This window comes from Lysinibacillus sp. FSL L8-0312 (genome assembly GCF_038003285.1).
GTDB classification, from domain to species: domain Bacteria; phylum Bacillota; class Bacilli; order Bacillales_A; family Planococcaceae; genus Lysinibacillus; species Lysinibacillus fusiformis_D.
On sequence record NZ_JBBOOV010000001.1, the window covers coordinates 2,468,860 to 2,482,364 of the forward strand.

Here is a 13,505-nt window from a genome sequence, read left to right on the forward strand (position 1 = left end):
GGCTGGCCCTTAATATCCTCTAGATAAATCCATCGTATTTTCTAAATCCGTGTCACCCTTCAGCCATTTTGTTAGGCTTGGCTTGAAAATTTCTAAGCTTCGTTCAACATAACGAGAAGAATGGCTAGATACATGTGGTGATACAATGACATTCGGTAACGTCCATAATGGATTGTCCGTTGACAGAGGCTCTTCTTCAAAGACATCTAAAACGGCGTAACCAATTTGCTCTTTTTTGATTGCTTGAATGAGTACCCTTTCTTCCACTAAATTGCCTCGACCAAAATTCATGAAGATGGCGCTATTTTTCATAGCAGCAAAATGCTCTTCTTTTAATAAATGGGTCGTTTCTTTTGTTTTTGGTAACACCGAAATAACGATATCCGCATTAGGTAAGGCCTCTTTTAATTGAGCAAAGCTAATCATCGTATCCATATACGCCGCTTCTTTTCCAGAGCGGTTGCAGCCAATCGTCGTCACGCCAAAAGCCTGCAATAAACGCCCAACTTCTGAACCAATCGCTCCTGGGCCTAAAATAAGCGCCGTACTATCTCGTAATTCCGTTTGCTGCGCTTTTTTCGACCATTCACTTTTCTTTTGCTGCTCATACATCCAAGGTAACGCACGTTTAATCGCTAAAATATGGGCAAGCATCGATTCAGCCATTGGTGTTTTATGAATACCACGGACATTCGAAACTAAAATCCCACGTTCAATAATCGCTTGAGCTGGCATTTTTTCTATACCTGCTGAGGCAACGAAAATCCATTTTAGCTTTGTCGCATATTGGATACTTTCTTCTGTTAAATCTTCACCATATGTAACTAAAACATCCGCTTGTTGAAGAACTTCATTCGATAAGCCACTTTTGAAGATAAAATCAACCTGTGGAAATTCTGCTAATAACGGCTCTCGTAAATCTGGTCTAGGTTCAAATGTAAAATAGATTTTCACTTTGCTGCCTCCTGATCTGCTAAATAGGTATACACTTCTTCAATATGATTTTTTACACGTACTTTACGCCAAGCTTTTACAAGCTTACCCTCAGTATCAATTAAAAACGTTGAACGCTCTATGCCCATATATTCACGTCCATACATTTTCTTTAAAACCCACACACCATATGCTTCAGCAACGGTATGATCGTCATCAACTAATAATGAAAACGGTAAACCATGCTTATCAATAAATTTTGTATGTTTGTTTGCGTTATCTGGACTAACACCCAGAACAACAGCATTTAAATGACTGAAGTCCTCGAACTTATCACGAAAATCACAAGCCTCCGTCGTGCAGCCTGGTGTCATATCTTTGGGATAGAAGTATAAAATAACATTCTGTCCTTTCAAATTAGCTAACTGCACCATTTCTCCCTTTTCATTCATTAGAGAAAAATCTGGCGCCTTTTGTCCTTCTAGTAAAGTCATAACAATCTCCTCCTCTGTAGGTTCTATTTTACTCTAAGTAACAAATCAAGTCATATTCCTTAATTTCTTTGGATTTCTTACAACGATAGGTCTACAATAGATTACGTATAAAAAGTTAGGAGGCAATTCTATGAATCACGCAAAATCTGAAGCAATACATGCAGAAGCTATACAGCATATCGTGGGTGGTGTAAACAGCCCTTCTCGTTCATATAAAGCAGTAGGTGGCGGTTCTCCTGTGGCAATGGCTCGAGGAAAAGGCGCTTATTTTTGGGATGTAGATGGCAATCGTTATATCGACTATCTAGCAGCATATGGACCAATCGTTACTGGTCATGGCCATCCTCATATTGCAAAGGCCATTACACATGCAGCTGAAAATGGTACATTGTTTGGAACGCCGACTGAATATGAGGTTACTTTCGCAAAAATGCTAAAAGAAGCCATCCCATCTATGGACAAAGTGCGTTTTAACAACTCTGGTACTGAGGCTGTTATGACAACTATTCGTGTTGCACGCGCCTATACAGGCCGAACAAAAATCATGAAATTTGCTGGTTGCTACCACGGTCACTTCGATTTAGTATTAGTAGCTGCCGGTTCTGGCCCAGCAACATTAGGAACGCCTGATTCAGCAGGTGTAACAACTTCGACTGCTGAAGAAGTTATTACGGTACCTTTCAATAGCCCTGAAGCCTTTACAGAAGCTATGAATAAATGGGGCGAGGAAATTGCAGCGATCTTAATTGAACCAATCGTAGGCAACTTCGGTATTGTGGAACCAAACCCAGGTTTCCTTGAATTAGTACATGCGACAGCAAAAGAAAAAGGTGCTTTAACGATTTACGATGAAGTCATCACAGCCTTCCGCTTCCACTATGGTGGTGCTCAAAATTTACTCGATCTAACACCTGATCTAACAGCACTGGGTAAAGTTATTGGCGGTGGCTTACCAATCGGAGCATACGGTGGCCGTAAAGAAATTATGGATACAGTTGCCCCCCTCGGCCCTGCATATCAAGCAGGTACGATGGCTGGAAACCCTGCCTCTATGCAAGCAGGGATTGCCTGCCTAGAAGTGCTACAAACACCAGGTATTTACGATGAAATGGATCGATTAGGTGGAATTCTAGAAGAGGGTATTTTAGCTGCTGCCAAGAAGCATGGCGTAACCATCACATTAAATCGACTCAAAGGGGCACTAACGATTTACTTTACAGATGTGAAAGTAGAAAACTACGACCAAGCTGAAAACTCTGACGGTGAAATCTTTGGTCGTTTCTTTAAATTGATGCTTGAGCAAGGTATCAATCTAGCTCCTTCTAAATATGAAGCGTGGTTCTTAACAACTGAGCATACGGAAGCAGATATTCTTGAAACTATTAAAGCCGTAGATACTGCGTTTTCTCAATTGTAAGCATGTGACAATACAAAGGCGACTTGTTAGTAAAAGTCGCCTTTTTCATATTCAAGCATACAAATCTATGTATTTTATGTGCACTTCCTTCTATAATGTAAAGAAACTAAAAAATATTAGACAGAAAGGACATCTTTATGAAATTAGGTGCCCGTGTATTTAAAACTGGTGTCGCTATTGTCTTAGCACTGTTTATCGCAGAGTTATTAAAGCTCCCTTCACCTGTTTTTGCTGGAATTGCAGCCATTTTTGCGATTCAGCCTTCTATTTATCGTTCATATCAAACTATTGTAGAGCAAGTGCAGGCAAATATTATAGGTGCGACTATCGCCGTTATGTTTGGCTTACTCTTTGGCCATCATGTTGTTGCCATTGGCATAGCCGTCATAATAGCTATTGGTTTAATGTTGAAGTTTAAACTTGAAAAATCGCTTTCGTTGGCGTTGGTGTCAGTTGTGGCTATTATGGAATTTCAAGGCGATGACTTCTTAACGTTTGGATTGATACGCTTTGTTACTATATTAGTTGGAGTGTTAGCAGCATTTGTTGTTAACCTTGTTTTCCTACCACCGAAATACGAGGTAAAGCTATTCCGTAAAATCTATATTTTACAGGACGATATTATTCGTTGGACACGACTTGCTGTACGTCAGGCTTCTGAGCATACATCCACAAAGGGAGCATTAAGTAAATTTAAAAGCCGTATGTTGCGCGTGGATACGCTGTATGATTTATTCAAGGAAGAACGTAATTACTTCAAAAATAAAAAGTATGTGAAAGCACGTAAACTTGTAGTCTATCGTCAAATGATTTTAACTTCCAAAAAAAGCTTAGAATTACTACAGCGTTTGCATAAGCATGAAAACGAATTGGCGCAGCTACCTACACAATTTCACTTGATGATACAGGAGCGACTTGATTCCTTATTAACATACCATGAACAATTGCTCTTGAAATATACAGGGAAATTAAAGCCTGAGCATTCACAGTGGAGTAAAAGCATCGACTATGTCCAACGCAATGAACTGATGGAAATTTTCATCAAGCAAGTCAACTTTGCTCGTGAAGAAGGCGATATGGAATTTTCTAGCTATCACCTACTTTATATACTATCGCGTATTTTAGATTATGAGGAAAATCTAGAGCATCTAGATACACTCATCGTATCCTATCAAAGTCATCATGGACATGAAATCAATGTAGAATTTGAAGAAGAATTTATTTAACTAGCGTTTTAAGCGACAGATGATCTTAAATCAAGGGAGTTTGAACACCCGCTAAATCAAGATTAATCTGTCGCTTTTACTATACAAAAAAATCCTCCAAGTAGTGACCTACTTTAGAGGAAGGGTGTTAGTTTCGCAATGTTAGCAGCTGTTGCTCTGCTTGCTGACGTTTTACCGTTTGCTCATCACGTAAATGCTGATAATTTTCAATACCTGAAACAATAATGTCCCACATTTCTTCAAGGCTCTGTGTTGGGCCTGATTGCTGAGCCATAGCAGTGCTTAATTGCACCGCTTCATCGCTAGCTCCTCCGAATTGCTTCATACGATTTTCAAAGGCTGATGCAGATTGATTTTGTAATTGTTGTCGCCTATCATTCACTGCATTCATTAATCCCATTTTAAAAACAGGGATGGTCTTAACAAAAGCGCCATTAATTTGTTCCATCAGTTCACTATTGCCATGACGTAGCATTTCGATTTGCGGAGCTGTTAAAATGGCGACCATACGTGATTTTTCTAATTCATCTATTTTTTGTCGGAGCATTTCAGCAATTGCTTGCAAACTATTCAGCTCCATTTTCGCCACCTGATTACCAGCCTCGCTCTGCTTTTCATACATCGGAATCAATGTTGTTTGTACTTCATGTAATTTTATATCAGTAGCTACGATATATTTTTCTAGTTCAAGATAGTACATCAAGTCCTCGTTATATAATCGTGCAAGTATTCGATTATCCTTCGCTAATTCCTCTTCCATCAACACAAAATGATAATGAATTTTCTCAATATCTCTACCCAGTACATTGTATTTGGCAAATAAATCTTCATCATTTTTGGTTTTACGTGCAAATAGCTTTTTAAAAAAGCCCTTTTGCTCAGTAAAATCTTTTTTATCAAATGTCTGCATTAGAGCTTCAAGCTGCTTAAATAATTCATTTGATTCAAAGGATGTTGAGCGGGTAATAATAGCTAAAATCTGATCTGCAAATGTAGCTAATTTTGTCGCTGGCTCTTTTCCGAGCGCCAATAGTTCTAACTGATTTTTTATATTGATTCGATTAGCAATTTGCTGAACCTCTGCATGGTCTCGCAACTGTTCTTTGACGGCGTCAGCGGTTTCTAAGGTCAGCTGCTCCAACGTCTTCGAGATATTTGACATTCGTGCCGCCTCCTTCCTGCCATTAGAAAAAACGATTAAAGAGTTTTTTAATGATTTTATCGGGTGCAGTTTTTTGCTGTTTGGGTTCTTCATAGGGCAAGTCAAATAGCATATGTTCTAAACGATGTACATCGAATGTATCCTCTTGCAAATGCTTTTCTAAGTCAAGTTGGCCTGTCGGATTATAAAATATAATATCCATACCAAAACGATTTAGAAATGCCAATAATGCCATGTCCTCACGTGATAAAGCTGGTTGCTGAGGTGCTTGATATAATACCAGTTTGGGTACATCTTGTGAATAATCAAAGCTTTGCATTAATCGCAGGATATCCTGAGGAATCATGGTCATTTGTTTGAATAAAAATAACTGTAAATCATATAAAGTCTCATTTGGCTGTTGTTTCAACATGGGCTGCTCACAGGAAGTTTTTATCGTGTGGGCGATTGCACGCTGTAGCTCCAATGTTAACTCACCATATTGCCACCAATCACTTTGCATAATACGCTCTACTGACAGCTCCCCATTCACTAAGCAATGCTTATAATGAAAATGAAAATTGGCTCTGCTTGTTGCTGCATAAGGAAATTCCTGTACAAAAACCGTTTGCGAACTTACCAGTAATTGATGCATTTGATGCCAGTATTCTTCTCTTTGGCTTGAAACACCACTAATTTTTGCAAATATAACTGGGATGACTACCTCATCTCCAATCACTTCAAACTGCGGTCGAACCAAAGCCTTCTCTTTTGCATAAATAAAAATATCATCATATGTCATCCGTAATGTTAATGAACGTGGCATAAAATCTTTAAACTGCCAAGGCTTATAGACACCTGATTGTTGATCATGCATTAATTGTTCGAAATGCTGACTAGAGCGATAACCTACCGTTGCCTGCCGATCACGAAGCTTATCAGGAAATGGCTGTAAAGTTGTTTGATTAGCATATGCGTACGTGATAGAGAATGTATCAGTAGGGTCAATCTCTGCCAATTCATCTATTTTAGCTGGATGGAAAATTAAGACGTCACAGCCAAGCTCCATTAATAGTAATAAGAAGTAACGCTGACTTATAGTGGTTTCCCCATACCAAACAACTTTAGGAAAATCATCCGTTGGTTTCATGGATTTTGTCCATATAATCCAGTGGTTTTTTAGCCACTTCACTATATCAATTAAAAATCGGCGAAAATCATTTGCTAGCAGACCTAACGATTGTTGTTGTTGAAATAGTTCTACTACTTTAATGGTCGCTAATTGTAAATGGCGATTCATAACACCATCATCATGCTTTGGTATTAACTGATGACCATACATCATCGCCACTAGACGATTAATAGATAGCCCTTTTGGTGTTTGTTGATGCTGCGATAAAATTGTTTGTATGGCTTGAAAATCCTTTTGTTCAATATGCTTATTTAATTCTTCACTTAAAATATGGATATTAGCGTTTTGTGACAATGTAAATAACGAATTGAAATAATCATCTTCTTCGATTGGTACACCTAATACACGAACAGCAATCCTACTAAAACTAACTTGTTGTGCTGTTTCCTCATAAAATGCACGATCCTTTGGTGAATCTTGAAACGCCTGTAGCCAATCATCAGGATGACGCTCCAACACTGATTTAATTGTGATTGTTTGCATACAAACGCACCTCCTAAAATCATCCTCAGCATATGCTGAAGCATTCATTTGTCATAGGACGACTCTATCTTATGACAAAAATAATTGAAAGCTTATACTATTGTCTGTTGTGAAGTCATCTGTAAAACCGTATCTAGCAAATCTTTAGTAAATGCTTCACCATTATAAGCCGAGTAAGTTGTATTTTGTAAAACTTTTGGCTGTTTATCCTTTAAATCTCCATGATTCGGTGTAAAAGCTAAATCAGCCATCGCCAGCATTCCATAATCCATAATAGAATCCCCTGCCGCTATATGCACATCGTATGTACAGAACTCTTTCATATATTCGATAGCCGCTTCCTTCGTCAGTACCTTGGGCATAAAATACAATTTTTTACCTTGTAAAAGAACATACCAGCCATACGTATCAAACTCTTGAATCATAGCTTGTAATTCCACGTGTGGTAAAGTTTCAAGATCCACATGGTGTACATAAAACAGATCATCTATATACAAAGAACGTTGTAGCCATGTATCGGATTTAATTGATTGAAAATGCTTTAACAGATCCTCTCGTGGGATTGAAGAATCTGCAATACGTCTACATAGTGTTTTCGTCCATTTTTCAGAGGGCTGGCCCTTTTCTAATATTGTACCCCCATTGCTTGTAATTGCAAAAGCAGGACACATATCACTAATAAAATGAATTCTTTTATATTGATGTAATGCCCTAGTCGTAACAGGTACAAATATTGTTTGTTGGTGTATCTGTTGCAATAGAGATGCTGTTGCCTGCGTCATCATGCTCATTGCTTTCTCCGCCTTGTGTTCAACGACCACTGTCTCTGTAATCGGCGGAAAACTCTCCATCATACGTTGAGAATAAATAAGCGTTCTATCTAAATCCGATGTAAATAGTATCATCATAATCTCCTCTATAATGCTTTGATTAAGCCACAACATGCATAGGACATATTCGAATATTCTTCTACCTGTACATTTTTTTCTTTGGCTAATAATAAAATATGTCCCAATTCATGCAAGTACTGTGGATTAATTAAAATTTTCCAAGGTAACCGTCGAAGCAACACTCTAGTCGTCTCACCTACACCTGGTTTGATAAAATGAATATTCTCAATGCCAAAATCGCGTTGAATCTTTTGCACAGACTTCATGCCCTCCCAAGTAATGGGAGCGATGACCTGCTCTTGAAATTGTTGCAATATCGTACTCTGTACATGTTCAAAACATGTGACGATACGTTCTATGTACAGGTTAGAGACATCCATATCTTCTAACTCTTTGTAGTATTTAGCACCATGAAAGTCATTTGCATCCATGAACTGTAAATTTAACACCGTTCTACTCACCAATCCAGATACAGTCGAATTTAAACAAGCAGACGGGATTAAAAAGTCTTGACGAGTTCCATAGATGGTAGCACAATGCCCAGGATCAGCCAATACAGCTAAATTGGCATTTAATTGTCCGGGCTGTTGCGCATTAAATTTTTGACAGGAATGGATTAATTCATTGGTAATTGCCCCTTTTCCTGTCCAGCCATCAATAAATTGAAGATTTCCTAGGGGATGCTCTGTCAAAATGTAACGGATCGCTACCTCATCAAACCCTCGACCACGTAGTATAGAAATAGAGTAATGTGGAATATTCACCCTATATCGCATGGCTATATACCGTTTGATTAAAATGCCAATGGGTGTACCTGCCCTTGCTAAACTAACAAGCACTAAGTTTTCTAGCCCTCTATTTTCAATGATTTGCTCTGCCACCACTCCAACAGCGATGGCTACTCTCTCTACATGCGCATCTAACGTTTTATAAAAAAGATTCATATAGGTGTTAGATGGTTGCCTTTCCATTGGTAGCATTTCAGAATAATGTGTGCCTGATTGAATAAGCTGTTCACGTTTTTCATTATCCAGTTCAAGATAAACTTGCCCAATATCACGCAATAAAAATAGAACATCCTCTGGTGCATAGCTCCCCATTTTGTCTGGCTGCAAAGTTGAAATCATTGTTCTACCTCCCATTCATGCATACAAATCACGTAGACCTTGGCGTTACTTAATATTTGTAACTCATTTACCACACGAGCAACAACCTCTTTACTTGCTATACGTTCCACCATAAAGAAAAGTTCCGTGTAGGACTGGCTTTGTATATTATATAAATAATTATCAACGCCATTATTCTCTGGACTTTCAAAGGCTATTTTTTCAGTAATCGTGTATCCTAAATCATCCGTACAATAGATTGGACTACGAGTAGTTGATTGAAAATAAACGTCGTTTCCTAAATAAGAGGCAATTTGCATAGGGACATACATAAACTCACCTGTTCCAATAACTAATGCCGGACCATGTGTACGAAGCTTTTGTAATTGCTTGGCGATGGTCTGTAACATTTTCTTTTGTTGAAAATGCTGTTTTGACGTGAGCATAAATCTCCCTGTTGCTACTAGATAGGGTTGACTATTTACGAATTTATTCTCAGCAATAGATCGATAAAACTTACGATCAATAGATTCTTGAATTGGCCATAGTGTTAGATTATTTGTAGGTTGTGTTAGTATATTAGGCTGTGTGCTCGTTAAGCTTGGTATACCCGAACAGTTAAAGTGTCCACACATGATTGAGATGAACACAATGGAAATACCCCATTGCTCTTCTAATTGCTGAAAAATCTTTTGTTGCTGTTCAGAACGCCAATCTAAAATAGAGAGCACAGCATACTGCTTAACTAACGGAAATTTCCGTCTCAATGTTTGAATGATATTAATAACCGTATTACCAGTAGTAATCTCATCATCAATTAACACAATGCGTTTAGCTTGTAGTAACACTTCTGGCTCCTCAGTATAAATTCTATGGCTTGTCGCATGGGAGTGTTCTTCCTCAAATGTAACAAATGGTTCAAAATCGGGAAGCACTTCACGTGTTGTGTGAATATACATTGCATTCGAATCGTATGCGTTAAATACCGCATGTCCTAGTGCAGTAGCTGTCTCGGCAAATCCAACGAACAATGTTTCTTGTGCTAACTCGAGGCTACCCTCTGTAGAATTTTGTACTTCTGACAAACCCGCACCCTCTTTTAAAGCTTTAACGACTGCTGATGAAGCTGCTACTTTTTGTCCAGTAAGATGCTTATGATACATCATGGCTAGCAGAGTCCCTGTCAGTAAGGGCACTTGCGGGCGCACAGCTAAATGTTTACCAAGTACGGTGCTTACAAACAAAAATTGCCTTTTCTTATTAATACGAGCTGCCATTTTAAACAAGTCGGTTAGCGCAAAATTATGCGGATTGTGGGTAATTTCAATATCGATTGAATAATCCGGTAAAATGCTTAATTTACTCATTTGTTGTTGCATAAACACTACCACCTATTTCTGAATTTAATAAGAGTGAGGCAAAATCGACAGATTCATGATAGACACCATAGACTTGTGCCTGTTTTAATATTCGCTGTGCCCATCTCATATGTGGTTTGATTTCATTCATCTTGTTCGCATAGTGACTTTTCATCACACCTTTGTGACCATCATTATTCTCTACAATACTTAGCGCATCTAAATATTCTTCATAGGAAATGGCATAGAGGGCATGAACAACACGGATATGACTAGGATGAATAATTGTTTTTCCCACAATACCATTTTGTTTATCCATTAACACTTCTTTCATTAATCCATCTAAACAATCGTCTAATAATGCTTTCCTCGTATCAAGAGCTCCCTTTTCACTAAATGGTGTTTCTCTTAATGCAGGCTTTAATACACGCTGATTACTAAAATACTCCCACACAGGCCCGGAGATAACAAACCCGTCTTCCTCACGACCAAGGACGTTGACAATATCTGCAATACAATCACGGATTACACTGATATCATAAATGGTCGAGTCCATACGACGACGAATTCCATAAATGCCACAGAAATCAGTGGCACCAATACGTACATTTAATACACGAGCTCTGTATTGATGTAGCACTGCCTTAATGTCTAATAATGCTTCCATGCGAGATTCCTTATATAGCACCTCACGGCTCTCTAAAATCGGCATACCATATAGAATTAAGTCATTTTCTAAAATTGTTTGTTCAAGAAGCTCAAAATAACGGGCGCCCTGTGCTGCTGTAAACTTTGGAAATACATAGCCCGTTAGTATTTCTTGCTTTTTCCCTAAAATAGTTGTTAACCTTTGAAATTGCTCAACATGACGTACACGAATAAAAAGTAATGGTAGATCCTGAAGTAATAATTTTTTTTGTTGATAGAGTGCATATAGCTCACTAATATCCTCCATCAACTTCGCTTCACAATCTCGTAATTCTATATCGCCTACTGCATCCTCCAGATCAATGACGAGTGATGTGAGTTCTTGATATTTTTGTGATTGAATCAAACTCACAATCGCAGGCATAGAAGCTGGCATATACAGAGTCGCACCTAGAGCATATGATAAAATATCTGGCGTTTCCCACTTAGTAAAAGGCTGTGGCTTCTTAAAAAAAATCGTCTCTGCTTCTGTTGCAAAGTGTTGCATCTAATCCTCTCCCCGATAACTATGCCTTTTGTGAAAAAAGCACTGTATCAGCCTGTTCTATACAGACCAATACAGTGCCTTGTTTACACTGCTGTTTTCTTATTCATCTTGTGAACAATAAACGTCAATAAGAATGCAGCAATTAAAATAATAAAGAATACTTCATGTGAAAGATGGAATCCAAAAATACTAGCAAACATTTTCAATGCAATAATGGCAATTAAAATATAGGCAGTCGTTTCAAGTTCTGGTACACGTTCAATCAATGAAAGAAATACACCAGCGATGGTACGCATCATAATAATGCCTAAAACTCCACCTAATAAAAGAACCCATACTTGATCGGATATGGCAAATGCCGCTAATATAGAGTCTACTGAAAAGGCGATATCCATTAATTCAACTGAAATAACAGTCGCCCAGAAAGTACCAAAGACTCGAACCATCCAACCTGTCTTCTTAAACTCGTGTGCGTCTCCTTCATCAGTGCTTTTATTTTTAAAATGTAATATGACTAACCACATTAAATAAGTTGCACCGATCACTTTAACAATAGAGAATTTTACGAGGTAAACGCCAATACCGATGAAGAGAAATCGGAAAAAATAAGCCCCAAACATCCCATACATTAGCGCTTTTTTCCGCTGATGCTGTGGAAGATGTTTAACAAGTACTGCTAAAACAAGCGCATTGTCTGCAGACAATAGCCCTTCCATAATAATTAATGAAAAAATAAGGCCCCATGATACTGGATCTGTTAAAACTTGTCCCCACATCTGCCAGTTAAAAAACTGTGCATATGTATTTAATATCTCGTTTATTACATCCACCGAAGATCCCCCGTCATGTACCTATACCCTACTCGTTACTGTAGGCCATATGCGTTGATTAATGCTGCTAGTCCACCCTGATAGCCTGAGCCTACTGCGGCAAATTTCCACTCGCCATTATGACGGTAAAGCTCACAAAATACAACGGCAGTTTCAATACTGAAATCTTCGCCTAAATCATAGCGTAATACCTCTGATCCCGAATCTTCATTTGTCAATCGCACATAAGCATTTAGTACTTGTCCGAAGTTTTGATGACGACCCTCAGCATCATAGATAGTAACCGTTACCACAATCTTTTCAATTTGAGGTGATACTTGCTTTAAGTTGACAAGAATCTTTTCATCATCCCCATCACCTTCACCCGTACGATTATCACCTGTATGAACAACAGATTGGTCTAGACTCGCTAAATTATTATAGAAGATAAAATCTTGTTCATTACGACATTTACCTGATGCATCTAGTAAAAATACAGATGCATCGAGGTCAAAGTCTTGCCCACCATCAAATTGCTTAACATCCCAGCCTAAGCCAATGCCAATGCTATTTAATCCTGGGTCTTGCTTGGTTAAATCAATACGTTGCCCTTTACTTAATTGAATAGCCATTCAAAATCTCCCTTTCTGTCCAAAGATGAAATTTTAGTTTACACTTAAGCCGTAATCATTACATAAAGCAGCTAAGCCACCTTGGTAGCCAGCACCAATTGCATTAAATTTCCATTCTCCATTATGGCGGTATAATTCCCCTACTACGATAGCTGTTTCAATACTGAAATCCTCGCCTAAATCATAACGGATAATTTCCTCGTTGGAAGCAGCATTAACAATACGAATATACGCATTAGACACCATTCCGAAATTTTGACTACGAGACTCTGCATCATGGATTGTTACAGTGAAGGCTAGTCGTTGAACATGAGCAGGCACTTGCGTTAATGCAACTTTTACCACTTCATCGTCACCTTCACCAACACCCGTTAAATTATCGCCCGAATGTTCAACTGAACCGTTGCCACCTGTTGTATTGTTGTAGAAAATAAAGTCATTTTGATCAGCTACTTTGCCTGTATCAGCCAGTAAAAATACAGAAGAATCTAAATCAAAATCATTACCACCGTCATATTTATTTGTATCCCAGCCTAAACCTACAACAACATTTGTTAATCCTGGATTTGTTTTTGTTAAATCTACCTTTTGACCTTTTTGTAGTGAAATTCCCATACTCTTTATTCCTC

The 13,505-nt window shown here is 38.3% G+C and carries 13 protein-coding genes; 2 read left to right on the forward strand and 11 right to left on the reverse strand.

All coding sequences use genetic code 11. From position 1 onward, the window contains the following. Positions 1-9: 9 nt before the first annotated feature. Together MHI22_RS12540 and bcp are read right to left on the reverse strand one after the other, a co-directional pair. Entirely contained in the window at positions 10-954 is a 945-nt protein-coding gene (locus tag MHI22_RS12540; protein ID WP_271910978.1) for a D-2-hydroxyacid dehydrogenase, read from the reverse strand. Continuing rightward, positions 951-1,427 (reverse strand): thioredoxin-dependent thiol peroxidase, encoded by a 477-nt coding sequence (bcp, locus tag MHI22_RS12545; RefSeq protein WP_036122175.1) that lies wholly within the window; start codon positions 1,425-1,427, stop codon positions 951-953. The genes MHI22_RS12540 and bcp overlap by 4 nt, the downstream gene beginning before the upstream one ends. 130 nt (positions 1,428-1,557) lie before the next feature. On the opposite strand from bcp, the gene MHI22_RS12550 reads away from it, so the two are divergent. Next, the gene (locus MHI22_RS12550; protein WP_340812126.1) at positions 1,558-2,844 is read left to right on the forward strand and encodes a glutamate-1-semialdehyde 2,1-aminomutase; all 1,287 of its coding nucleotides are present in this window, start codon (positions 1,558-1,560) and stop codon (positions 2,842-2,844) included. A 137-nt stretch (positions 2,845-2,981) separates the two neighbouring features. Continuing rightward, positions 2,982-4,070 carry an FUSC family protein gene (locus tag MHI22_RS12555; protein ID WP_036122179.1) on the forward strand — a complete coding sequence of 363 codons (1,089 nt, stop codon included), beginning with the start codon at positions 2,982-2,984 and terminating at the stop codon, positions 4,068-4,070. A 127-nt stretch (positions 4,071-4,197) separates the two neighbouring features. Here MHI22_RS12555 and MHI22_RS12560 read toward each other — a convergent pair whose 3' ends face one another. From MHI22_RS12560 to MHI22_RS12600, 9 genes are all read right to left on the reverse strand, one after another. Next, positions 4,198-5,232, reverse strand: a complete 1,035-nt coding sequence (locus MHI22_RS12560; protein ID WP_340812127.1) for a toxic anion resistance protein — start codon at positions 5,230-5,232, stop codon at positions 4,198-4,200. Positions 5,233-5,254: 22 nt separating this feature from the next. Further along, the gene (locus tag MHI22_RS12565; protein WP_340812129.1) at positions 5,255-6,886 is read right to left on the reverse strand and encodes a YceG family protein; all 1,632 of its coding nucleotides are present in this window, start codon (positions 6,884-6,886) and stop codon (positions 5,255-5,257) included. A gap of 92 nt (positions 6,887-6,978) precedes the next feature. After that, entirely contained in the window at positions 6,979-7,791 is an 813-nt protein-coding gene (locus MHI22_RS12570) for a hypothetical protein (protein ID WP_340812130.1), read from the reverse strand. A gap of 11 nt (positions 7,792-7,802) precedes the next feature. After that, on the reverse strand, positions 7,803-8,903 hold the full coding sequence (locus tag MHI22_RS12575) for a cysteine protease StiP family protein (protein WP_340812132.1): 1,101 nt from the start codon (positions 8,901-8,903) through the stop codon (positions 7,803-7,805). Further along, positions 8,900-10,261, reverse strand: coding sequence for a phosphoribosyltransferase family protein (locus MHI22_RS12580; RefSeq protein WP_058844620.1), 1,362 nt, complete (start codon positions 10,259-10,261; stop codon positions 8,900-8,902). Before MHI22_RS12580 ends, MHI22_RS12575 begins: the two co-directional genes overlap by 4 nt. Then, positions 10,242-11,435 (reverse strand): HpcH/HpaI aldolase/citrate lyase family protein, encoded by a 1,194-nt coding sequence (locus MHI22_RS12585; RefSeq protein WP_340812136.1) that lies wholly within the window; start codon positions 11,433-11,435, stop codon positions 10,242-10,244. Before MHI22_RS12585 ends, MHI22_RS12580 begins: the two co-directional genes overlap by 20 nt. An 83-nt stretch (positions 11,436-11,518) precedes the next feature. Further along, the gene (locus MHI22_RS12590; protein WP_058844622.1) at positions 11,519-12,265 is read right to left on the reverse strand and encodes a TerC family protein; all 747 of its coding nucleotides are present in this window, start codon (positions 12,263-12,265) and stop codon (positions 11,519-11,521) included. A gap of 35 nt (positions 12,266-12,300) precedes the next feature. Next, the gene (locus tag MHI22_RS12595; RefSeq protein ID WP_036122208.1) at positions 12,301-12,876 is read right to left on the reverse strand and encodes a TerD family protein; all 576 of its coding nucleotides are present in this window, start codon (positions 12,874-12,876) and stop codon (positions 12,301-12,303) included. Positions 12,877-12,909: 33 nt separating this feature from the next. Next, positions 12,910-13,491, reverse strand: coding sequence for a TerD family protein (locus tag MHI22_RS12600; RefSeq protein WP_036122212.1), 582 nt, complete (start codon positions 13,489-13,491; stop codon positions 12,910-12,912). Between the last annotated feature and the right edge of the window lie 14 nt (positions 13,492-13,505).